General features: G+C 33.6%; 22 protein-coding genes. 15 read left to right on the top strand and 7 right to left on the bottom strand.

Annotated elements, in window-relative coordinates; translation table 11 throughout:
* The first annotated feature begins 100 nt into the window (after positions 1–100).
* Positions 101–1,681, top strand: coding sequence for a BCCT family transporter (locus tag KGI96_RS10500; protein ID WP_211597358.1), 1,581 nt, complete (start codon positions 101–103; stop codon positions 1,679–1,681).
* 81 nt (positions 1,682–1,762) lie between these two features.
* On the opposite strand, the gene KGI96_RS10495 is transcribed toward KGI96_RS10500, so the two are convergent.
* From KGI96_RS10495 to hemL, 3 genes are all read right to left on the bottom strand, one after another.
* Positions 1,763–2,386, bottom strand: a complete 624-nt coding sequence (locus KGI96_RS10495) for a ubiquinone biosynthesis accessory factor UbiJ (RefSeq protein WP_211597357.1) — start codon at positions 2,384–2,386, stop codon at positions 1,763–1,765.
* A gap of 9 nt (positions 2,387–2,395) precedes the next feature.
* A complete protein-coding gene (gene ubiE, locus KGI96_RS10490; RefSeq protein ID WP_211597356.1) occupies positions 2,396–3,169 on the bottom strand; it encodes a bifunctional demethylmenaquinone methyltransferase/2-methoxy-6-polyprenyl-1,4-benzoquinol methylase UbiE in 774 nt (257 codons plus the stop codon).
* A gap of 76 nt (positions 3,170–3,245) precedes the next feature.
* Positions 3,246–4,538 carry a glutamate-1-semialdehyde 2,1-aminomutase gene (hemL, locus tag KGI96_RS10485; RefSeq protein ID WP_211597355.1) on the bottom strand — a complete coding sequence of 431 codons (1,293 nt, stop codon included), beginning with the start codon at positions 4,536–4,538 and terminating at the stop codon, positions 3,246–3,248.
* Between the two features lie 281 nt (positions 4,539–4,819).
* On the opposite strand from hemL, the gene asnC reads away from it, so the two are divergent.
* Both asnC and udp read left to right on the top strand, forming a co-directional pair.
* Entirely contained in the window at positions 4,820–5,308 is a 489-nt protein-coding gene (gene asnC, locus KGI96_RS10480; RefSeq protein WP_370685830.1) for a transcriptional regulator AsnC, read from the top strand.
* A 24-nt stretch (positions 5,309–5,332) separates the two neighbouring features.
* Complete coding sequence (udp, locus tag KGI96_RS10475) at positions 5,333–6,088, top strand: uridine phosphorylase (RefSeq protein WP_211597353.1); 756 nt, start codon at positions 5,333–5,335, stop codon at positions 6,086–6,088.
* An 86-nt stretch (positions 6,089–6,174) separates the two neighbouring features.
* Here the strand turns inward: udp and KGI96_RS10470 are convergent, their stop codons facing one another.
* On the bottom strand, positions 6,175–7,014 hold the full coding sequence (locus tag KGI96_RS10470) for a 23S rRNA (adenine(2030)-N(6))-methyltransferase RlmJ (protein ID WP_211597352.1): 840 nt from the start codon (positions 7,012–7,014) through the stop codon (positions 6,175–6,177).
* Between the two features lie 61 nt (positions 7,015–7,075).
* On the opposite strand from KGI96_RS10470, the gene ampD reads away from it, so the two are divergent.
* The 7 genes from ampD (at position 7,076) to lipA (ending at position 14,141) form a co-directional block, all read left to right on the top strand.
* Positions 7,076–7,648: a 1,6-anhydro-N-acetylmuramyl-L-alanine amidase AmpD gene (ampD, locus tag KGI96_RS10465; protein ID WP_211597351.1), complete on the top strand. Its 573-nt coding sequence runs from the start codon at positions 7,076–7,078 to the stop codon at positions 7,646–7,648.
* Between the two features lie 153 nt (positions 7,649–7,801).
* Positions 7,802–9,397, top strand: coding sequence for an L-lactate permease (locus tag KGI96_RS10460; protein ID WP_211597350.1), 1,596 nt, complete (start codon positions 7,802–7,804; stop codon positions 9,395–9,397).
* A gap of 125 nt (positions 9,398–9,522) precedes the next feature.
* Positions 9,523–10,692 (top strand): alpha-hydroxy acid oxidase, encoded by a 1,170-nt coding sequence (locus tag KGI96_RS10455; protein ID WP_211597349.1) that lies wholly within the window; start codon positions 9,523–9,525, stop codon positions 10,690–10,692.
* A gap of 462 nt (positions 10,693–11,154) precedes the next feature.
* A complete protein-coding gene (gene ispB / locus KGI96_RS10450; RefSeq protein WP_211597348.1) occupies positions 11,155–12,138 on the top strand; it encodes an octaprenyl diphosphate synthase in 984 nt (327 codons plus the stop codon).
* Positions 12,139–12,210: 72 nt separating this feature from the next.
* Positions 12,211–12,504 carry a DUF493 family protein YbeD gene (gene ybeD, locus KGI96_RS10445; protein ID WP_211597347.1) on the top strand — a complete coding sequence of 98 codons (294 nt, stop codon included), beginning with the start codon at positions 12,211–12,213 and terminating at the stop codon, positions 12,502–12,504.
* Positions 12,504–13,157, top strand: a complete 654-nt coding sequence (gene lipB / locus KGI96_RS10440) for a lipoyl(octanoyl) transferase LipB (protein WP_211597346.1) — start codon at positions 12,504–12,506, stop codon at positions 13,155–13,157. Before ybeD ends, lipB begins: the two co-directional genes overlap by 1 nt.
* 21 nt (positions 13,158–13,178) lie before the next feature.
* Positions 13,179–14,141: a lipoyl synthase gene (gene lipA, locus KGI96_RS10435; protein WP_211597345.1), complete on the top strand. Its 963-nt coding sequence runs from the start codon at positions 13,179–13,181 to the stop codon at positions 14,139–14,141.
* 57 nt (positions 14,142–14,198) lie between these two features.
* On the opposite strand, the gene uxuA is transcribed toward lipA, so the two are convergent.
* Entirely contained in the window at positions 14,199–15,383 is a 1,185-nt protein-coding gene (uxuA, locus tag KGI96_RS10430) for a mannonate dehydratase (protein ID WP_211597344.1), read from the bottom strand.
* A 193-nt stretch (positions 15,384–15,576) separates the two neighbouring features.
* Between uxuA and KGI96_RS10425 the strand changes: the two genes are divergently transcribed.
* The 4 genes from KGI96_RS10425 to KGI96_RS10410 all read left to right on the top strand — a co-directional run bounded on the left by KGI96_RS10425 (position 15,577) and on the right by KGI96_RS10410 (position 19,446).
* Complete coding sequence (locus KGI96_RS10425; protein ID WP_211597343.1) at positions 15,577–16,596, top strand: alcohol dehydrogenase catalytic domain-containing protein; 1,020 nt, start codon at positions 15,577–15,579, stop codon at positions 16,594–16,596.
* Between the two features lie 45 nt (positions 16,597–16,641).
* Positions 16,642–17,628 (top strand): TRAP transporter substrate-binding protein, encoded by a 987-nt coding sequence (locus KGI96_RS10420; protein ID WP_211597342.1) that lies wholly within the window; start codon positions 16,642–16,644, stop codon positions 17,626–17,628.
* A 67-nt stretch (positions 17,629–17,695) separates the two neighbouring features.
* Complete coding sequence (locus KGI96_RS10415; RefSeq protein ID WP_211597341.1) at positions 17,696–18,175, top strand: TRAP transporter small permease; 480 nt, start codon at positions 17,696–17,698, stop codon at positions 18,173–18,175.
* Complete coding sequence (locus tag KGI96_RS10410; RefSeq protein ID WP_211597340.1) at positions 18,175–19,446, top strand: TRAP transporter large permease; 1,272 nt, start codon at positions 18,175–18,177, stop codon at positions 19,444–19,446. Before KGI96_RS10415 ends, KGI96_RS10410 begins: the two co-directional genes overlap by 1 nt.
* Positions 19,447–19,535: 89 nt before the next feature.
* Here KGI96_RS10410 and KGI96_RS10405 read toward each other — a convergent pair whose 3' ends face one another.
* Together KGI96_RS10405 and KGI96_RS10400 are read right to left on the bottom strand one after the other, a co-directional pair.
* Complete coding sequence (locus tag KGI96_RS10405; RefSeq protein ID WP_211597339.1) at positions 19,536–20,294, bottom strand: FCD domain-containing protein; 759 nt, start codon at positions 20,292–20,294, stop codon at positions 19,536–19,538.
* An 87-nt stretch (positions 20,295–20,381) separates the two neighbouring features.
* Positions 20,382–21,362, bottom strand: a complete 981-nt coding sequence (locus KGI96_RS10400; protein WP_211597338.1) for a TRAP transporter substrate-binding protein — start codon at positions 21,360–21,362, stop codon at positions 20,382–20,384.
* Between the two features lie 240 nt (positions 21,363–21,602).
* Between KGI96_RS10400 and KGI96_RS10395 the strand changes: the two genes are divergently transcribed.
* On the top strand, positions 21,603–22,100 hold the full coding sequence (locus KGI96_RS10395) for a TRAP transporter small permease (protein WP_213156478.1): 498 nt from the start codon (positions 21,603–21,605) through the stop codon (positions 22,098–22,100).

Here is a 22,100-nt window from a genome sequence, read left to right as displayed (position 1 = left end):
AAAAACTGGATAAAAAAACAGTAAAATAATGTATTTATTTGTTATAAATAGTAGATAGTGGTAGTATATATGGAGTTTTTATTCAAATTTAGAGGAAAATATGAAACAAAAAAAACATCACGATAAGTACAGTATTCATAATACTGATTACGAAATCGGACAAGATAATATCCAAAAATGGGGCTTTGATATCCATAATGCCGTATTTGGTATTAGTGCAGGATTAATCATTCTTTTCTTAGCCGCTGTGTTGATCGCTGATTCTCACACAGCAAAAGAAGTATTAGATGGGATTAAATGGAAAATCATTGGTAATTTTGACAGTTTATTTATCATAGCTGGAAATATTTTCGTTATTTTTTGTTTAGCGTTAATTGTATTACCCGTTGGACGTATTCGTTTAGGCGGAGCTGATGCAAAACCAGAGCATTCACGAGTCTCTTGGTTTGCAATGTTATTTGCAGCAGGAATGGGGATTGGTTTAATGTTCTGGAGTGTGGCAGAACCTGTAGCCTATTATACTGGTTGGTATAAAACACCACTAAATGTGATTGCAAACACTCCTGAAGCAGCAGATCTAGCAATGGGTGCAACAATGTTCCACTGGGGGTTACATCCTTGGGCAGCTTATGCTTTAGTTGCATTATCTCTTGCATTTTTTACTTATAATAAAGGTTTACCACTTTCTATTCGCTCAGTATTCTATCCATTATTAGGTGAAAGAACTTGGGGATGGATTGGGCATATTATTGATATTCTCGCTGTTGTTGCCACTTTATTTGGTTTAGCCACTTCTTTAGGATTAGGTGCTCAACAAGCTGCCAGTGGTATGCATCATGTATTTGGCTTGGAAAATTCAGTAAGCTTACAAATTATTGTCATTATTGTTGTAACAGCTGTCGCCTTATATTCTGTGATAAAAGGTATTAATGGCGGTGTTAAATTATTAAGTAATATTAATATGGGAATTGCTGTTGCATTATTAATCTTTGTTGCTGCGTTAAATATTGGGACTGTTTCAGACTTTTTACCTAGAACATTAACATCTTATGTAAAAAATATTATTCCATTAAGTAATCCTTTCGGACGTGAAGATGAAGCGTGGTTCCAAGGTTGGACAGTATTCTATTGGGCGTGGTGGTTCTCTTGGTCACCATTCGTTGGTATGTTTATTGCTCGAGTATCAAAAGGACGTACTATTCGTGAGTTTTTACTTGCAGTATTAATTGTTCCAACATTTGTAACCTTAATTTGGATGTCTACTTTTGGTGGTATTGCACTTGATCAAGTCATAAATAAAGTAGGTGTATTAGGTCAAGAAGGCTTAAAAGATGTCTCTCTTGCGATGTTCCAAATGTTTGATGTTCTTGCTTTCTCTAGTATTCTTTCTGTTGTAGGGATCGTTTTAGTATTAGTCTTCTTCGTAACTTCATCAGATTCAGGTTCACTGGTTATTGATAGTATCACGGCTGGCGGAAAAATGGATGCCCCTGTTCCACAACGTATTTTCTGGGCAACAATTGAAGGAGCCATTGCTGCAGCATTAATTTGGGTTGGAGGTACAGAAGCAATTCAAGCACTCCAAGCTGGAGCAATCTCAACCGCTTTACCATTTACGATTATTCTACTGTTAATGTGTGTGAGCTTGGTCTTGGGATTACGTACAGAGCGTTATAAATAGAATATAAATCACATTAAGTGAAAAAAAGACCTCATACTACAATATGAGGTCTTTTTTATTTGTGTAAATTGTTACAAAAATCTAACCGCTATTTCTTACCTTCATTTCTAGCTGATTAGCTTGTTTTTCCAAAGCGGTCACTTCATCACAAAAATTTGCAATTTCTAATTGATGAACTAAGACAGAACATTCATTAATAAGATTATCGACTATATGTTCACTATTTTTGGCTATTTGTTGTTTAGCTTTATTAAATAAAAAACCAGCAACATCTGTTGAGCCTTGTGCAATAACATCACCGACAAAAGGCGAGAGTAACTCAGCTGGATTTTTTTCCAATTCATCAAGAAGCTGAACAAAATGCTGTAAAACCTGAATATCACCTTCTAAAAGCAACGTTTTATTATTGATCAGCTCCGTTAATTTCGTTTTATCTGCTAATTTTGGTAATACCGAGCTTTGTAAACTAAGGCAGCAACTTGGGTTCCCTTCATAATGAGAGAGCCAATCTGTTTGGGTTTCACTAAAATTAATGATACATTCAAATTCAGGTTGTAATAATTTGATATGTAAGGTGCTATCTTTCAGTTTTTTTAAGGTTGGCAAACAATGAGGTGAGCGGTTAATTAAATAATTAAAGCCCATTTCTAGCGTACCAATGGTTACTTGAGATAACATAAACTGTTGTTTTAATTGTTCTAACATTAGTCTCTCCTAGAATTTATACCCTCTATGCAAAGCAACAATACCTGCACTTAAATTATAGTAATTCACACTTTCAAAACCCGCCTGTTGCATCATTTCTTTTAATTCATCTTGTTTCGGGTGCATTCGAATGGATTCTGCCAAGTAACGGTAACTGTCACCATCATTCACTACTGCTTCACCAATTTTTGGCAAAATATTAAAAGAGTAAAAATTATAAGCCTGACTAATAGGATCAATAATTGGTTTAGAGAATTCTAATACTAATAAACGTCCACCCGGTTTTAGCACTCGATACATTGAACGCAGTGCTTTATCTTTATCAGTGACATTACGCAATCCAAAACTGATAATAACGCAATCAAAGGTATTATCAGCGAAAGGTAAACTTTCTGCATTGGCTTGCACATAACTCACATTACCCACAACACCTAAATTGCGTAGCTTTTCACGCCCTACTTCTAGCATTGAACTATTAATATCCGCTAATACAACTTCCCCAGTTGAACCAACAAGTCGAGAAAATTTGGCACTAAAATCCCCTGTTCCTCCCGCAAGGTCGAGAACTTTTTGCCCTTGTCTTACTCCACTACAATCTATCGTAAAGCGTTTCCAAATTCGATGAATACCGAAAGAAAGTAGATCATTCATTAAATCATATTTACCCGCTACATTATGGAAAACTTGTGCGACAAGTTGCTGTTTTTCTTCTTTAGCAACCGTTTTAAACCCAAAATGAGTGGTTTCCGTTTGCTGTGAGATAGTTTGATTTTCTTCTTTCATTACTTTATTCCTAATATTAATAAATTTGGGATTTTGCAAATTTTATTCAAGATCATACCGCTTAAATACTATTTTTTTAATTCAGCGTCTTAATTTCAGCAAAGACTTTATCTACAACCTCTAATGTTTTTGCAATATCTTGATCACTATGGGCTAAAGACATAAAACCAGCCTCGAAAGCTGATGGAGCAAAATAAATGCCTTTTTCTAAACATTTATGGAAGAATGTATTGAACATTGCAACATCACACTTCATTACATCTTTATAACTTGTCACCGAAGATTGGTCGGTAAAAAATAAACCAAACATTCCCCCAACATAATTAACCAAAAACGGTACAGAATGTTTATTCGCCAGCGCTTTTAAGCCTTCTGCCAATTGTTTTGTTTTCGATGCAAGTAGCTGCTCATTTTCAGGTTTTGAAAGTTCTGTCAAACAAGCCATTCCTGCTGCCATTGCAATAGGATTGCCTGATAATGTACCTGCTTGGTAAACAGGTCCTGTTGGGGCAATATAATCCATAATTTCAGCTTTACCACCAAAAGCCCCCACTGGCATTCCGCCACCAATAATTTTTCCTAAGGTAGTTAAATCTGGCGTGACATTATAATAGGCTTGAGCTCCACCTAACGCCACTCGAAAACCTGTCATTACTTCATCAATAATAAAAACCGTGCCGTATTGAGTACAAAGCTCTCGAATGCCTTGCAAAAATCCCTCTTGTGGAGGAATACAATTCATATTTCCTGCTACGGGTTCAATAATTAAACAAGCAATCTCATTAGGATATTGCTCAAATGCTTGTTTAACAGAGGTGAGATTATTGTATTCACAAGTCAGTGTATGCTTAGCAAAATCCTCAGGCACGCCTGGTGAACTTGGTTGACCAAGCGTCAATGCACCCGATCCTGCTTTTACTAATAGTGAATCAGAATGTCCGTGATAACAGCCTTCAAATTTAATAATTTTATCTCTGTTGGTATAACCTCGAGCAAGGCGAATCGCTGACATTGTCGCTTCTGTACCAGAACTGACCATTCTGACTTTTTCAATAGAAGGGATAAGTTTACAAACTAATTCCGCAAGTTCTGTTTCTAAAGGACTTGGTGCTCCAAAACTTAATCCGTTTTGAGCCGTTTTAATCACTGCATCTAAAATTTTAGGATGATTATGCCCTAAGATCATCGGTCCCCAAGACCCAACATAATCAATATAATGATTATTTTCACTATCAAAAATATAAGCACCTTGTGCCTTTTCAATAAAAATAGGCGTGCCTCCCACACCTTTAAATGCAAGTACTGGTGAATTTACACCACCTGGGATAACTTGTTGTGCTTTTTCAAAAAGAGATTGCGATGATTTCATTTATATACCTTAATTTTGCAAATTTCTGTCATTATCTTACAGCTTTACAGTAAATATATCCCATTTTACTGTAAAAACCATAAAATAAAAATTTATTTTAAAAAACGAAATCCTTTGCGTAATTGTTAGAACTATATTCACTGTAAAATTTGTGATTTTCCTCACATTTCTTAAAATGAAATCTTCTCATTATTAGTATATTAGCGATATAATTGGAATATATTTAAAAATATGAGATATAGGTAGATATATTTTAATAGCACCACAAATTGTAGGATGAAATGATGAAAAATTACCAGAACTTAGTATCTACAGATCAACTTGATCGACAAATTCTGCGAACATTAACCCTTGATGCTCGAACACCTTACGCTGAGATGGCAAAAAAATTTGAAGTGAGTGCTGGTACTATCCACGTTCGAGTTGAAAAAATGCGTCAATCAGGCTTAATTAAAGGCACACAGATTTGTATTGATGAACAAAAGCTAGGTTATGATGTTTGTTGTTTTGTTGGTGTGATCTTAAAAAGTGCGAAAGATTGCAGTGCAGTTATTCAAAAATTACACCAATTTGATGAAGTGATAGAGGCTTATTATACTACTGGAAATTATTCCATTTTCTTAAAAGTAATGACTCACACCATTGAGGAACTTCATCTATTACTTTCCACAAAAATTCAATCTCTTGATGAAATTCAATCAACAGAAACCATCGTTTCTATGCAGAATCCAATTAAGAGAAATATTAACCCCTCTAAAGTAGATTTATAATTACATAAAATAAGGAGAAATAAAATGTCTGAAGTTTTCCATTTAGGTTTAACTAGAGCAATGTTAGAAGGTGCAGAATACGCTATCGTACCTGGAGATCCAGCACGAAGTGAGCGTATTGCTAAATATATGGATAATCCAAAATTCTTAAATTCAACTCGTGAATATACTTCTTGGTTAGGTTATATCAATGGCAAGCCTGTTGTGGTTTGTTCAACTGGTATTGGTGGTCCATCTGTATCTATCTGTGTTGAAGAATTAGCACAACTTGGTGTACGTAACTTTATTCGTATTGGTACAACAGGGGCAATTCAACCACATATCAATATTGGTGATGTATTAATTACCACTGGTGCAGTTCGTCTTGATGGTGCGAGCCAACATTTTGCACCAATGTGCTTCCCTGCAGTAGCTGATTTTAACTTAACTCAAGCGATGTATGAAGCCTCAAAAGAGTGTGAATATCCAACTTATATTGGTGTGACAGCATCATCAGATACTTTCTATCCCGGTCAAGAACGTTATGACACTTATACAGGAAAAGTATGGAAAGATTATCAAGGTAACTTAAAGTTATGGCAAGATCTTGGTGTAATGAACTTTGAAATGGAATCTGCCACACTTTATACAATGGCTCACGCACTAGGATTAAAAGCAGCGATGGTTTCAGGTGTTATTGTAAACCGTACTCAAAAAGAAATTCCAAACGAAGAAGATGCTAAAACCGTTGAAGTTCGCAGTGTAACCGCCACGATTGAAGGTTTGAAAAAAGTGTTGTGATTTAACATTAATTGATTAATGCTAAACCAAAGCCATTATAATTTCTTATAATGGCTTTTTTATCCTTTCTGTTTAAAAAATTTTCTTTATTCAGGTGCAATCCAACTTACTTTCCAACTGCCCGTTCCTTCTGGTACTAGTGTTTTTGTTAAGTAAGGTAAAATAGTTTTCATTTGTTTTTCTAACTGCCAAGGTGGATTAATTATAATCATTCCACTTGCCGTCATTCCTCGTTGATCAGAATCTGGACGTATCGCTAACTCAATTTGCAAAATTTTACGAATTCCTGTCTCTTCTAATCCTCGTACCATTCGTCTAATATGTTGGCGTAATACGACTGGATACCAAATTGCATAACAGCCTGTTGCAAAGCGTTTATAACCCTCTTGAATTGCTTTTACCACTAGCTCATAATCTTCTTTAAGCTCATAAGGAGGATCGATTAAAATTAAACCTCGTTTTTCCTTAGGAGGAAGTGCAGCTTTTAATTGTTGAAAACCATTTTCTCGTTTAGTAATAACTATCGCATTCTTTGAAAATTCATTACGCAATAAAGGATAATCGCTAGGATGAAGTTCTGTTAACAATGCTCTATCTTGTGGACGCAATTGTTGTACTGCAAGCAAAGGAGAACCTGTATAAAAACGCAATTTTCCTTTATTTATTTTTTTGACTTCAGCAACATATTTTGCAACCTCTGACGGTAAATCATCCCTATCCCAAAGTCTTGCAATACCTTCAAGGAACTCTCCTGTTTTTTCAGATTCTCGGCTCAACAAACTATAACGTCCCGTTCCTGCGTGAGTATCAAGATAGAAAAACCCTTTTTCTTTTTGCTTTAATGATTCTAAAATTAGAGTTAAAACAATGTGTTTTAGCACATCAGCGTGGTTGCCTGCGTGAAAACTGTGACGATAACTTAGCATTTTATTTCTCTTTCTCGTAAAATAGGTTCTATTCTAACGTAATATCAGAGTAATTTATAGAATGAAATCAAATCTAACAATTAAAAATGGCTGGTTAACTCAAAGTAAGCGGGTACTTTCTCCTCATTTTTCGCAACGTTCTGATGTGAATGATATCTCACTGTTGGTTATCCATTATATCAGCCTTCCACCAGAACAATTTGGAGGAGACTTTATTGATCGCTTCTTTGAAGGAACACTAGATCCTACCCATCACCCCTATTTCAAAGAAATTAAAGATCTTAAAGTATCCGCACATTGTTTAATTAACCGCAACGGTGAAATCACTCAATATGTCAATTTCAATGATATGGCGTGGCACGCAGGCATTTCTCAGTTTCAAAGTAGAGACAAGTGTAATGAGTTTTCTATTGGTATTGAACTGGAAGGAAGTAATGAACAACCATTTACAGAATTGCAATATCAAAGTCTTGTAAAATTAACTCACATTATTATGAGAAATTATCCTCAAATTACTCAAGATCGTATTGTTGGACATTGTGATATTGCACCTGAACGAAAAATTGACCCTGGTCAGTATTTTAATTGGGATTATTATAATCAATTACTCACGATTTTTAGCAAAAAGATCTAAGAATAATATTAGATCCTATTTTTGAAACTTATACAATTTTTGAAACAATTTCGTATTTTTTGTGATCAATCTCTCGTTTTTTTAACTTTTTTGTTACACTTTTCTATAATTATATTTACAATGCTACTTTAATTTTTATTTTGGAGTAGCTTTATGGCTCTTTTTCTTAGTATTTTTCCGATTGTATTGTTAATTTATCTGATGGTAAAACGCAATGCACTTCCTTCTTATGTTGCATTACCTTGGATTGCAGCAGTTGTATTAATTGTTCAACTTATTTTCTTTGAAACAGATATAACAACGATTAGTGCTAATATTGTTTCAGCAATTATTTCGGTACAAACACCAATTACCGTTATTTTTGGCGCTATTTTATTTAATCGTTTCTCTGAAAAATCAGGAGTAACTAACACATTACGTAAATGGCTTGGTAATATCAGCCCTAATCCTGTTGCTCAGCTTATGATTATTGGTTGGGCATTTGCCTTTATGATTGAAGGGGCAAGTGGATTTGGTACGCCTGCGGCTATCGCGGCTCCTATTTTAGTTGGCTTAGGTTTCCCTGCTCTACGTGTGGCAATGCTTGCATTGGTAATGAACTCAGTGCCAGTATCATTTGGTGCAGTAGGTACGCCAACGTGGTTTGGTTTTGGTCCGATGAATTTAACAGATACTCAAATTTTAGAAATTGGTTCAATGACATCTCTTATTCATACCATCGCTGCAGTTGTCATTCCAATAATGGCATTACGTATGATTGTTAGCTGGCAAGAGATTCGTAAAAATATTGTGTTCATTTATATCAGTATTTTTGCCTGTGTTGTTCCTTACTTCTTAATTGCTCAAGTAAACTATGAGTTCCCATCATTGGTAGGTGGTGCTGTTGGTTTATTAATCTCTGTTTTTGTTGCTCACAAAGGCTTTGGTTTAGAAAAAGTTGAAGATAATTTAGATGATAAAGCGGTAACCAAAGCAGAAGTAATGAAAGCATTATTACCAACGGGAATGTTAATTTTCATCTTAATAATTACTCGTATCAAACAGTTACCATTCAAAGGAATGTTAACAAATGCAACAGAATGGTTTAGCGTTCAGTTAGGTTCATTAGGTCACTTTGAAGTCAGCCAAAGTTTAATTCTTAGTTTAAAAAATATCTTTGGTTCTTCAATTAGTGCAAGCTACAAAGCACTTTATGTTCCAGCATTTATTCCTTTTATTATTACTGTTTTACTGGTTGCACCATTATTTGCAATGTCTTTTGGAAAAACAAAAAATGTGTTTGTGGATAGTTTAAAACAAACTCGCAATCCATTCTTAGCCTTAGTTGGTGCGTTAATTATGGTTAAATTGATGTTAGTTGGTGGCGATGGGTCAATGGTAAAAATTATCGGTAGAGGTTTTGCTGCTGCAACAGGGGAATACTGGACTGTCTTTGCCTCATATTTAGGTGCTGTGGGTGCATTCTTCTCTGGTTCTAACACTGTTTCTAACTTAACCTTTGGTAGTGTGCAATTATCAACTGCTGAAATTACTGGTTTATCTGCAACCCTAGTGCTTGCATTACAATCTGTTGGTGGTGCAATGGGGAATATGGTTTGTATTAACAACATCATTGCCGTAAGCTCAGTATTAAATATTGAGAAACAAGAAGGTGTAATCATTAAGAAAACCGTCGTTCCTATGATTGTTTATGGTATCATCGCTGCATTATGTGCATCCTTTGTTATTCCGCTATTTTTTAACGTATAAATAGCTTTTTAATGTGTAACTAAGCGGTTAGATTTACATAAAAATTTACAAATTTTATTTACTAAAACAAAAGGTTCGCTTACCCAAGGTAAGCAACCTTCATCATTTATAAGAGAGAAAATATTATGAGCTTTCAAATGAATCCAGATTATCCAAGTATCGAACATCTTCGTGTTAAATCAAAAAAACGTATGCCAAAATTTGCCTACGAATATTTAACAGAAGGCTGTAACGAAGATCTAAACGTATATAAAAATACCAAAGAAATTCGTGATATCGAATTAATGCCAACTTACTTAACTGATTTAAAAGAAGTTTCTATGAAAAAGGAACTTTTTGGTAAAACTTACGATGCTCCATTTGGTATCACAGCCGTTGGTTTACAATCTTTAATGTGGCCACAAACTTCACAAATTCTGGCGAAAACGTCTGTTGATTTCAATATTCCATTTATGCTTTCAACAGTCACCACAATGTCTATCGAAGAATGTGCTGAAATCACAAAAGGTAACTTCTGGTTCCAACTTTATTACCCAAAAAATAAAGAGTATCGTGAAGATATTTTAAAACGTGCTTGGGATAACGGCTGTCGTGTACTTTGCTTATTATCAGATGTACCAACTTTTGGCTATCGTCCAAAAGATATTTATAACGGCTTTGGTATGCCACCAAAAATGATGCTTCGTAATATTGTTAATGCTGCATTACACCCAACTTGGGCATTAGAGTCATTAAAATATAATGGAATTGAAAAACTAGGTATGCCAAGTTTTAAAACGTTGGAAAAATATATGCCAGGTGGTATGGATTTACGTCAATTAGGTGTCTTTATGGATGACTTCTTTGATGGTAAATTAACGGTTGAACGTATCAAAGATATCCAAAAAATCTGGCCAGGTAAAATCGTGATTAAAGGTGTAGCAAGCGTTGAAGATGTACAAACCTGTGTAGATTTAGGTTTAGATGGTGTCATCGTGTCTAATCACGGGGGGCGTCAATTAGATGCTGGCCCAAGCTCAATTTCAACCTTAGGTCCAATCGTTGAGAAATTCAAAGGTAAAATTACCATTATGATGGACGGCGGTATGCGTAATGGTCCAGATATGGCTCGTGTGCTTGCAAGCGGTGCTGATTTCTGTTTCTTAGGTCGTCCATTTATGTATGGAACTGGAGCATTAGGTGCAAAAGGTGGCGATCAAGCTGCTTGGATCTTAAAACGTGAGTTCCAACAAGTAATGGAACAATTAAACTGCGAAAAAGTAGAAGATTTACCAAGTTTCTTATTGAAAAAATAATTGGTAATAAAAACAAAAAAAGTGGAGTACTTTTTAAAGTACTCCACTTTTTCATAAATTGGGTGAACATCCTTGTTCAGTATAACTCCATTTTCTGTGCTAAAATCGTATATCGCCAAAAATCTTTTTCAGCTTTATGGAAGGCATAAAATCCGTTTGTACCTAATTGTCTCAGCAAAGAAAACGCATTGTATACCCTTTCTTAATAATACCAAGATAAACATTTACAAAGATAATCTGGTTGTACCAGACCTTAAATAAATACAAAATCATTTCACAAAACCTATTAATAGGTTATCTTTCAAAAATTTAATGAATATTGATATTAATTAAAAATAGTTAAGTCATAATAGCAACCAAAACAATACTCATCTCAATTTTTTAAACTAGATTTGTGATTTTATTTTAACGAACTGTAAATTTAAGGTAAAATTAGGAAAATTTTTGTAATTTGGAATAATAATGACAACACAACTTTCCCTTGAACAAATTCAAGCACTTATAAAAGACGATATGCAAGGAGTCAACCAAGCAATTTTAGATCAATTAAATTCTGATGTTGTTCTAATCAATCAATTAGGTCACTATATTATTAGTGGTGGTGGTAAACGTATTCGTCCATTAATCGCTTTATTATCAGCAAAATCTTTAGGTTATCAAGGTTCCGATCATATCACTTGTGCTGCTTTTATTGAATTTGTGCATACCGCAACCTTATTACACGACGATGTAGTCGATGAATCAAATATGCGTCGAGGTAAAGAAACGGCTAATGCGTTATTTGGAAATGCGGCGAGTGTATTAGTAGGCGACTTTATTTATACCCGCTCTTTCCAAATGATGACAAGTGTCAATTCATTAGACGTGTTAAAGGTGATGTCAAATGCCACGAATGTTATTGCGGAAGGTGAAGTGCAACAGTTAATGAATTGTAATGATCCAGATACAACAGAACAAAGCTATATGCAGGTGATTTATGGCAAAACTGCTCGTCTTTTTGAAGCGGCAACACAGTGTGCTGCCATTATCTCAAAAGCAACACCACAGATGGAAAAAGCATTACAAGATTATGGGCGTTATTTAGGTACAGCATTTCAATTAATTGATGATATTTTGGATTACAGTGCAAATACGGAAAAATTAGGTAAAAATATCGGTGATGATTTAGCTGAAGGTAAACCTACTCTACCCTTACTTCACGCAATGCAACAAGGCAATACCGCAGAAGCATCACTTATTCGTGAAGCGATTGAGCAAGGAGGGAAAAGAGACGCATTAGATCAAATTCTTGCAATTATGCAAAAATATCAATCTCTTGACTATGTAATGCAACGTGCCAAAGAAGAAGCACAAAAAGCCGTTGATACCATTCGAGTTTTACCTGATACTGAATATAAGCAAGCATTGATTTCTTTAGCTTATCTTTCTGTTGATAGAAATTATTAAGAAAAATTTGCAAATTTTATACAAAATCATACCGCTTTCAATTGAAAGTATATTGTTATTAAAGAGGAAAAGATGACAAAATCCGTAAACTTACAAGATTTACCACAACAAAAATTAAAAGATTTATTAGAATTTCCGTGTAATTTTACTTTTAAAATAGTAGGTGCCAAACGTGATAATTTGTCTGATGATGTAGTGAAAGTTGTTCAACAATATATTCAAGGGGATTATATACCTCGTGAACAAGCTAGTTCAAAAGGCACTTATAGTTCTATTTCTATTTCTATAGTGGCAGAAAATATCGATCAAGTAGAAAGCCTTTATACCGATCTTGCCAAAATTGAAGGCGTAAGAATGGTGCTTTAATGGAACTCATTATTCGCCAACTTGGTATTTGTGATTATCAACAAACGTGGCACGAAATGCAGCAGTTCACCGATAATCGCAATGCTTCAACCATTGATGAAATCTGGCTTGTGCAACATCCCGCTGTTTTTACACAAGGGCAAGCAGGTAAGCCTGAGCATTTACTCAATCCATCCAACATTCCTGTTGTTCAGTCTGATCGTGGGGGACAAATAACCTATCACGGTTTAGGGCAACAAGTAATGTACGTGCTAATTGATATCAAACGCCATAAAGCTGAAGGACGAGATTTTAATGTGCGACAATTAGTGACCGCTCTGGAACAATCTGTCGTCAAAACCTTAGCGGATTATAACATTAAAAGTTATCCAAAAGCGGATGCACCGGGTGTTTATGTGAATGAAAAGAAAATTTGTTCATTAGGACTGCGAATTCGCAAAGGCTGTTCATTTCACGGACTTGCGTTAAATATCAATATGGACTTATCCCCTTTTAAAAATATCAATCCTTGTGGCTATACAGGACTTGAAATGTGCCAATTAAAAGACTTTATCAGCGAAGAACTGGCAGATTGTGATAAAGTTTCTCTAAAATTAGTAGATTACTTTACACAAATTCTCGGTTACAATAGCACCCAAATTGTTAAAAAATAGTTAAGAAATAGGATTTAATGAATGGGTACACCTTTCAAAATGGAAAGAGGGGTTAAATATCGTGATGCAGCAAAAACCTCTATTATTCCTGTCAAAAATATTGACCCCGATCAGGAAGTATTAAAAAAACCAAGTTGGATGAAGATCAAACTTCCAGCAAGCTCGGCGAGAATTGAGAGTATTAAAAATGGTATGCGTCGTCACGGATTACATTCAGTCTGTGAAGAGGCAAGTTGCCCTAATTTACACGAATGTTTTAATCACGGTACTGCAACCTTTATGATTATGGGCGCAATTTGTACTCGCCGTTGTCCTTTCTGCGATGTCGCACACGGTAAACCATTACCTTTGGATCAAGAAGAGCCATTAAAATTAGCAGAAACCATTGCGGATATGAAATTAAAATATGTAGTTATCACTTCGGTGGATCGTGATGATCTCCCTGATCGTGGTGCTGGACACTTCGCTGCTTGTGTAAAAGAAATTCGTAAACTGAATCCTGATATTAAAATTGAAATTTTAGTCCCGGATTTTCGTGGACGTATTGAATTAGCATTAGAGAAATTAAAAGACAACCCACCAGATGTATTTAACCATAATTTAGAAAATGTACCTCGTTTATATAAAAATATTCGCCCTGGTGCAAATTATGAGTGGTCACTTAAATTACTGAAAGAATTTAAAGAAATGTTCCCTGATATTCCAACCAAATCAGGGTTAATGGTAGGACTCGGTGAAAAAAATGAAGAAATTCTCACGGTGATGGAAGACTTGCGTGAAAATGGCGTGACAATGCTAACCCTTGGACAATATCTACAACCAAGTCGTCATCATTTACCTGTTGATCGTTATGTCCACCCAGATGATTTTGATGAATTTAGAGTAAAAGCTGAAAAAATGGGCTTTGAACATGCCGCTTGTGGTCCTTTTGTGCGTTCATCTTATCACGCTGATTTGCAAGCAAGCGGTGGGATTGTGAAGTAAATTTGTAAAAATAAAAAATAAGGTACTAACCATATAGTTAGTACCTTATTTAATTTACTACTTTTCAAAATAAACTTTTTTAAGTGCTAACTCTAATCCCCTAAATTCAGCTAATCCTTTTAAGCGACCAATTGCTGAATATCCAGGATTCGTTTTTTTATTAAGATCATCTAACATTTGATGTCCGTGATCAGGACGCATTGGAATTAAACGATGATTTCCATTTTCTTTACGTTTATATTCCTCAGTAAGTAATGCCTTAATAACATTAAACATATCAACATCGCCTTCTAGATGACAATCTTCGTGAAAACTCAATGGATTTTCTTCACGACAGGTTGAGCGTAAATGAGCAAAGTAAATTCGATCCGCAAATTTTTCAGTCATTGCAACAAGATCATTATCTGCTCTCACACCATAAGATCCCGTGCACATTGTAAACCCATTGGCGGATAGCGGTTGTATTTCTACAAAATATTGCATATCTTCAATAGTTGATACAATACGAGGTAATCCTAAGATTGGACGAGGAGGATCGTCTGGATGAACTGCCATTTTAATTCCAGCTTCCTGAGCGACAGGAATGATCTCATTTAAAAAATAAGCTAAATGACTACGAAATTTTTCAGTAGAAATATCTTTATAACGATCTAATTGAGCCTGAAATTGTTCTAATGTATAGCCTTCTTCAGCACCAGGTAAGCCTGCAATAATATTATTTGTCAGTTGCTGAATATCGTCATCAGACATTTTTTCAAAATATATTCTTGCCTCTTCACATTCTTTTTGAGTATAAGCATTTTCCGCATTTGGTCTTTTTAAAATATAAAGTTCAAAAGCGGCAAAAGCAATATGATCGAAACGTAATGCCTTTGAACCATCAGAAAGTTGGTATGCCAAATCAGTTCTTGTCCAATCTAATACTGGCATAAAGTTATAACATACTGTATCAATACCACACTGTGCTAAGTTTCGTAAACTTTGCTTATAATTATCAATCCAATACTGATAATTCCCAGTTTGGGTTTTTATTTCCTCGTGAACAGGAATACTTTCTACCACAGACCAAGTTAATCCAGCATTTTCAATAAGTTGTTTTCTTTCTATAATTTCTTTCATAGACCAAACTTCTCCATTTGGAATATGATGTAATGCGGTAACCACCCCCGTTGCTCCCGCTTGTCTAATATCTGATAAAGAAACAAAATATTTTGGTCCATACCAACGCCACGTTTGTTCCATAAGGACTCCTTTCTTAATATTTTTAAATAATTAATCACATTTCTATTATCTATAAATTTTAGTATTTTTGGAATGCCAAATTTAAAAATATGTGATCTTAATCACAAATTTTGAAATTGGAATGCCAAAATTATTGTGTTTAACTTAATTGTTATACTATACTCCAACAAAAATTAAATAATGTGGAGATTTTATGATAAATGCAATTTGTCTAGCTGAACCTGGAAAAATTGAAATTAAGAAAGTTGATTATCCAATAAAAAAAGAAAATGAAGCTCTTATTAAAATTGAATCTATGGGAATTTGTGGTTCTGATGTTGGTGCTTATCGTGGAACTAATCCATTGGTAACATATCCACGAATTTTAGGACATGAGCTTGTTGGAACGGTTATTGAAGAAGGAGAAGGAATTCCTAATACTATCAGTAGAGGAGATAGAGTAATAGTAGAACCATATATTTATTGTAATGCTTGTTACCCATGCTCTATTGGCCGTACAAATTGCTGTGAAAATTTAAAAGTTTTAGGTGTTCATATAGATGGTGGTATGCAAGAATTTTTTGCTCATCCAGCAAAAATGTTAACAAAAGTTCCTGATAACTTAACTTTAGATAAATTACCATTAGCAGAACCATTAACAATTGCACTGCATGCACTTCATAGAACAGAATTAAAATCAGGTGAATATGTAACTATCATTGGTGCTGGTGCAATTGGGTTAATGGCTGCATTAGTTGCTAAAGAATATGGAGCAATTCCTATTCTTATAGATATTTTAGATAAACGTCTTGAATATGCAAAATCAATTGGTATTCCTTATATAATTAATCCAAGTAAAGAAAATGATATAGAGTGTATTAAAAAAATCACCAATAGTCGTCTTTCTGAAGTTGTTATTGAAGCGTCTGGAGCAAATGTATCAATACAAAATACTTTAAAATATGCTTCTTTTGCTGGCCGTATTGCATTAACAGGTTGGCCAAAAACAGAAACTTTATTACCCACAAATATAATTACTTTTAAAGAGTTAAATATTTATGGATCAAGAACAAGTAAAGGAGAATTTTTGGAAGCTTTAAATTTACTTTCTACAGGAAAAGTAAGAGCACAGGATATTATTAGTCGAACAATACAATTTAATGAAATTCCGGAATATCTTGAAATCCTTTCGGATACTCCAGAAAGATTCTTAAAAGTTAACGCCGTAATCTAAAAAATTTAGACTACATACTTATACCTTAAAAGTAAGGAGTTTATTATGAAAAAACTTAAAGTATTAACAAAAACATTATTAGTAACAAGCTTGTTATTTGGTAGCTCAGCTTTTGCAAAAATGGTTATTAAAGTAGGGCATTATAATGCAGATACACATCCATCTCATATTGCATTACAAAAATACTTTAAAAAAATAGTTGAAGAAAAAACAAATAATCGTTACAAAATAATGATTTATCCTAATAACCAATTAGGAGGAGAAGATCAGGTTGTTAATGGTTTAAGAAATGGAACCATTGAAATGGGTGTAACAGGACTATTGTTACAAAATATTGACCCTATTTTTGGTGTATGGGAATGGCCATTCTTATTCAAAAATAATGAAGAAGCGAAAAAAGTTTTAGAATCTCCAGTTGCTGCTGAGATCGGAACTAAAATGGAAAAATACGGAATTAAATTACTTGCTTATGGTATGAATGGTTTCCGTGTGATTTCTTCAAATAAAAAATTAGAAAAATTTGATGACTTCCAAGGTTTACGTTTACGTGTTCCACTAAATTCATTATTTGTTGATTGGGCGAATGCGATGAAAGCTAATCCGCAAAGTATGCCATTAAGTGAAGTATTTACAGCTCTTGAGCAAAAAGTAATTGATGGTCAAGAAAATCCTTATATGTTAATTAAAGATTCTGGATTGTATGAAGTTCAAAAATATATTATCCAAAGTAATCATATTTTCTCACCTGGTTTATTACAAATGAGTTTAAAAATATGGAATAAAATTCCAGCTGAAGATCAAAAAATTTTTATGGAAGCAGCTAAAGTATATCAAGAAAAAGAATGGGAAATGGCTATGAAAGTTGAGCAAGAAACAAAAGATTTTTTTGCTAAAAACGGTAGTGAAATTATTATCCCAGATGCAAAATTCCAAGCGGATATGTTAGAAGCATCTAAAGGCTTATACGAGAGTTTCTATAAGAAATATGATTGGGCAAAAGGTGTTGTTCAAAAAATCACTGATGCTAAGTAATTAGCCTGAGAACGTTACTGATAAGTTTATCAGTAACGTTTTTTTATTATGATATAAAGGATATATTATGAATACATCAAAAATACTTGATAATACATTAAAATCATTATCAATATTAGCGTTAGTAATAATGATCTGCTTAGTTTTCTTTAATGCTTTATTACGCTACTTTTTTGATTCAGGTATTGCTTGGTCAGAAGAGTTTGCGAGAATTTGTTTTGTTTATATGATTTTTTTAGGCATTGTTTTAGTTGCTAAAGAAAGAGGGCATTTAACAGTTGATATTGTGATATCTACACTTTCTCCAAAGTATAAAATAATATTTCTTATTATTTCAGATCTTTTAATACTACTTGCTACAAGTTTTATTACTATAGGTGCTTATGAATTAGCTAAATTGACCTATATGCAAAAAATGCCTGCAACAGGTATATCTTCAGCCTTTCTGTATAGTGCTGCTATTATTTCATCTATTTGTTATTTCTTAATAATAAGTTTTAGTTTGAGAAAAAATATTAAATCAGTATATTTTAAAGGGGATAAATAATGTTGTGGCTATTTTTAGGAAGTTTATTTCTTTTGCTATTTTTAGGCGTTCCTGTTGCACTTTCAATGCTATTAAGCGCAAGCTTAATGCTTTTTCAAATGGATATGTTTGATACACAACTAATAGCAGAAAACTTTGTTATGGGAACAAATAATTTTCCCTTAATGGCAATTCCTTTCTTTATGCTTACTGGTGAAATAATGAAGCATGGCGGTATTTCAGAAAGAATTATCAATTTTGCTATGAGTATAGTTGGGCATATTAAAGGTGGGCTTGGGTATGTTGTTATTATTTCAGGACTGATTTTTGCAGGATTATCTGGTTCAGCAGTTGCTGATACTGCAGCTTTAGGTGCAATTTTAATTCCAATGATGGTTGCAAGAAATTATGAGGCTTCTCGCTCAACTGGATTAATTTGTGCTGCTGGTATTATTTCTGTTGTCATTCCTCCAAGTATCCCAATGATTATTTATGGAATTACAGCTGGTGCATCAATTACTAAATTATTTATGGGAGGGGCTATTCCTGGATTACTTATGATCGCTGGACTATGGATTACTTGGAAAATTCTTTATCGTAATGAAGAATTAACAATTGAAAGAAAACAAAATTATAAAGAGCGTTTAATTGCTTTTAAAAGTGCATTTTGGCCACTATTACTTCCTGTCATTATTATTGTTGGATTACGAGGTGGTATTTTTACACCAACAGAAGCTGGTGTTGTAGCAGCTATTTATGCAGCAATTGTCAGTCTTACATATGGTAACCTAACGGTTGATAAGGTACAGTTAATTTTTATTAATACTATTAAAACAACATCAATGGTTATGTTTGTTGCTGCAGCTGCTATGATTTCTGGCTTTGCAATTACGGTGGCACAAATTCCAATGGAGCTTGTTGAATTTATTAAAGGTATTACTAATAATCCAATAGTATTAATGTTAATAATAATGATTTTTCTATTATTTGTTGGTTGTGTAATGGATCTTATTCCTGCAGTATTAATTTTTGTACCTGTTTTACTGCCGGTATTAAGAGCATATAATATTGATATTGTTTATTTTGGCATTATGATGGTAATTAATTTATCTATTGGATTAATTACACCTCCTGTTGGTACAGTATTATATGTAGGTTCAGGGATTGCTAAGTTAGGTATTAATGATATAACGAAAGGGATTGCTCCATTTTTATTCGTGTATTTTATAATATTATTATTGATGGTATTTATTCCTGATATTGTAATTGTCCCTATGAATTGGCTATCGTAAAAACTCATTACCAGTTAAGCAAAAGTGTGATTTATTATTAAATAATAATCACACTTTTTATTTTTTAAGAAATCATAGTGAAAAACTATTTATATTCCAACAACAACAGGGTTAGTTTTATATAAAAAACCATCAAAATCAGGAGATTCAACATCTGAAAGTTCAAATAATTTTTGTTTCACATTTTCTAAATGTTGCCACATCATTTTTTTTGCCAAAATTGGATTTTTACGCTGAATAGCATTTAAAATATTTTGATGATCTTCTAACCAAAGCTTTCTATATTGCTGATCGATAATATGAGCATGTAGTCCTTTCCACATTGAATTAGAACGATATTTCCAAAGTTCTTTTTGCATTTGAATTAAGACTTCATTCTGCGTAATTTCTGCAATCGCTAAATGAAACTCTTCGTCTTCCTTATAATCATCATTATTATTTTCTAGTGTGATCCGCTCTCTATTTAAAATATCTTTTAACTTTGTAATATCACTAGGATTTGCTTGAATCGCAGCAAATTCTGCAATACTACTTTCTAAAAGTTGTCTTGCTTGGAGTAATTCAAAAGGACCAACATCAGCATATAAAGACTTATCATCAGAAACTTCAATTTCATTTTTAGGTAAGTTGATAACATAAACCCCAGATCCTTTTTTGACAGATACTAAATTTTCTAATTCAAGCATTATCAATGCTTCACGGATAACTGTTCGGCTTACATTAAATCGTTCAGCAAAATCTCTTTCAGGGGGAAGGCGTTCGCCAATTTGGTATAAACCTTGTTGTAACTCTTCTTTTAATAGTTTACCAATTCTTTTATAAGAGCGATGTAAATCAGTTCCATTCATAAATTGTACGATACTTATTAAGTGTAATAACAAATGCCCCAATACTTAAATATTAGGACATTCAACATACCTACAATAATACCATATTTAGTTTACTTTACGAACTTCTTCTACAATTTTATAGGTTTCAGGATCATTTTTTTGTAGCTCTTGATACATTGGTTCAACTGCTTTTTTAAATGGCACTTTATCCACTTGAACAAATTTAACGCCTTGCTTAATTGCTGACTCTCTTTGCTCGTTTTCAGATTTAACCCATAAATCTCTCATTGCAAGCGTTGCTTCATCTGCTGCTTGTTTGAGAATTTTCTGATCTTTTTCACTTAAATCATTCCAAACTTTTGTTGAAATAACCAGAACATCAGGTACCATTGTATGTTGATCTTCACTGAATACTTTTGCTACTTCACTATGACGGCTTAATGTAAAAGATGGAATATTATTTTCAGCAGCATCAACAACACCTTGTTGTAATGCAGTATACAATTCTCCATAAGCTAATGGGGTTGGATTTCCGCCTAAGAATTTAACCATACTCACTGCGGTAGGACTTGGTTGCACTCGAACTTTTAACCCTTTTAAATCTGCTGGGCTATTGATTGCTTTACTTGTATAAAAATTTCTTGAACCTGCATCTAAATAAGCTAATCCAATAAAACCATTTTTCTCAGAAGAAGATAAAATATCTTGTCCAACTTTACTTTCCATTACTTTATGATAGTGATCTTTATCATTAAATAGATAAGGTAAATTATACACACCATAAGGTTTACTAAATGCTTCTAATTCTGCAGCATTTGATTTTGCTAATGCTAAAACTCCTTTTTGAACTAACTCTAATGATTCTCTTTGAGTACCAAGTTGAGCATCAGGATAAACTCTAATTTTTAGTTCACCCTTTGATAATTCCTTCGTTCTTTTCGCCATTAGATCTAAAGCTTTATGTACTGGGTGAGCTCTATTTTGATTATGACTTAATTTTAATGTTGTACTTGCATTAGCCGCCACAGAAAAAGTTAATGCAACGGTTGCAGCTAAACTTGATAATAAAAATGTTCTTTTTAACATAGCTTTATTCCTCGTTAGTTAGTAAATAAATGAATACCAGAATTCCAAACCAATTAATTTGGTATTCCAATGTTTCACTTTTTTTGTATATTAGTCAAAGAAATAAATTTAAAAATGAGATACACTTCACAAAAAACAAATTTTTGGCATTCCAATTGTTGAGAAATGTGATCTATATCTAATTTTTTATCTAGTTTTTATAGTAAACTCTGTCATAAAAATAAACATCAGGAGTTTTTTATGGAAAAAACAGCCAGATTGGTAAACCAATTTCTTGCTTGGTTTTCTGTCATACTATCAGTTGTTCTTGTTATTTGTGTTGTATGGAAAGTCATTTCTCGTTATGTACTAGGTGCTCCAAGTATAGTTACCGATGAACTAGCTCGTTTTTTATTTATGTGGGTGGGGTTAATTGGAGCAGCTTATGCCACAGGTGCTAAACGTCACTTGGCAATAGATTTACTGCTATTAAAATTAAAAAATACTAAAAAGCAATTATTAGAAATAGTTATTCTACTAACAATGTGTTTTTTTGCTGGTTATATTTTAATTTATGGTGGTTCTCAACTCGCTTGGGATACTCATATCTCTGGTCAAGTATCTCCATCATTACAAATTGATATGGGCTTAGTCTATTTATGTCTTCCTGTTTCAGGAGGACTTATGCTTTTTTATCTTATCGTAGAGTTAATCCAGAAACTCACTTCCAATTCAAATAACCTAACAAGCAAGGATTAA

The sequence above is a fragment of the Phocoenobacter atlanticus subsp. cyclopteri genome (assembly GCF_018343795.1).
Classification (GTDB): Bacteria; Pseudomonadota; Gammaproteobacteria; order Enterobacterales; family Pasteurellaceae; genus Phocoenobacter; species Phocoenobacter atlanticus.
The sequence above is the reverse complement of the archived record's forward strand: the minus strand, read 5'-3'. Positions and strand labels throughout refer to the sequence as shown.

Coding starts and splice junctions, on each gene's coding strand:
- KGI96_RS10500 (WP_211597358.1), top strand. CDS start 101: ATGAAACAAAAAAAACATCACGATAAGTACAGTATTCATAATACTGAT.
- KGI96_RS10495 (WP_211597357.1), bottom strand. CDS start 2,386: ATGTTAGAACAATTAAAACAACAGTTTATGTTATCTCAAGTAACCATT.
- ubiE (WP_211597356.1), bottom strand. CDS start 3,169: ATGAAAGAAGAAAATCAAACTATCTCACAGCAAACGGAAACCACTCAT.
- hemL (WP_211597355.1), bottom strand. CDS start 4,538: ATGAAATCATCGCAATCTCTTTTTGAAAAAGCACAACAAGTTATCCCA.
- asnC (WP_370685830.1), top strand. CDS start 4,820: ATGATGAAAAATTACCAGAACTTAGTATCTACAGATCAACTTGATCGA.
- udp (WP_211597353.1), top strand. CDS start 5,333: ATGTCTGAAGTTTTCCATTTAGGTTTAACTAGAGCAATGTTAGAAGGT.
- KGI96_RS10470 (WP_211597352.1), bottom strand. CDS start 7,014: ATGCTAAGTTATCGTCACAGTTTTCACGCAGGCAACCACGCTGATGTG.
- ampD (WP_211597351.1), top strand. CDS start 7,076: ATGAAATCAAATCTAACAATTAAAAATGGCTGGTTAACTCAAAGTAAG.
- KGI96_RS10460 (WP_211597350.1), top strand. CDS start 7,802: ATGGCTCTTTTTCTTAGTATTTTTCCGATTGTATTGTTAATTTATCTG.
- KGI96_RS10455 (WP_211597349.1), top strand. CDS start 9,523: ATGAGCTTTCAAATGAATCCAGATTATCCAAGTATCGAACATCTTCGT.
- ispB (WP_211597348.1), top strand. CDS start 11,155: ATGACAACACAACTTTCCCTTGAACAAATTCAAGCACTTATAAAAGAC.
- ybeD (WP_211597347.1), top strand. CDS start 12,211: ATGACAAAATCCGTAAACTTACAAGATTTACCACAACAAAAATTAAAA.
- lipB (WP_211597346.1), top strand. CDS start 12,504: ATGGAACTCATTATTCGCCAACTTGGTATTTGTGATTATCAACAAACG.
- lipA (WP_211597345.1), top strand. CDS start 13,179: ATGGGTACACCTTTCAAAATGGAAAGAGGGGTTAAATATCGTGATGCA.
- uxuA (WP_211597344.1), bottom strand. CDS start 15,383: ATGGAACAAACGTGGCGTTGGTATGGACCAAAATATTTTGTTTCTTTA.
- KGI96_RS10425 (WP_211597343.1), top strand. CDS start 15,577: ATGATAAATGCAATTTGTCTAGCTGAACCTGGAAAAATTGAAATTAAG.
- KGI96_RS10420 (WP_211597342.1), top strand. CDS start 16,642: ATGAAAAAACTTAAAGTATTAACAAAAACATTATTAGTAACAAGCTTG.
- KGI96_RS10415 (WP_211597341.1), top strand. CDS start 17,696: ATGAATACATCAAAAATACTTGATAATACATTAAAATCATTATCAATA.
- KGI96_RS10410 (WP_211597340.1), top strand. CDS start 18,175: ATGTTGTGGCTATTTTTAGGAAGTTTATTTCTTTTGCTATTTTTAGGC.
- KGI96_RS10405 (WP_211597339.1), bottom strand. CDS start 20,294: ATGAATGGAACTGATTTACATCGCTCTTATAAAAGAATTGGTAAACTA.
- KGI96_RS10400 (WP_211597338.1), bottom strand. CDS start 21,362: ATGTTAAAAAGAACATTTTTATTATCAAGTTTAGCTGCAACCGTTGCA.
- KGI96_RS10395 (WP_213156478.1), top strand. CDS start 21,603: ATGGAAAAAACAGCCAGATTGGTAAACCAATTTCTTGCTTGGTTTTCT.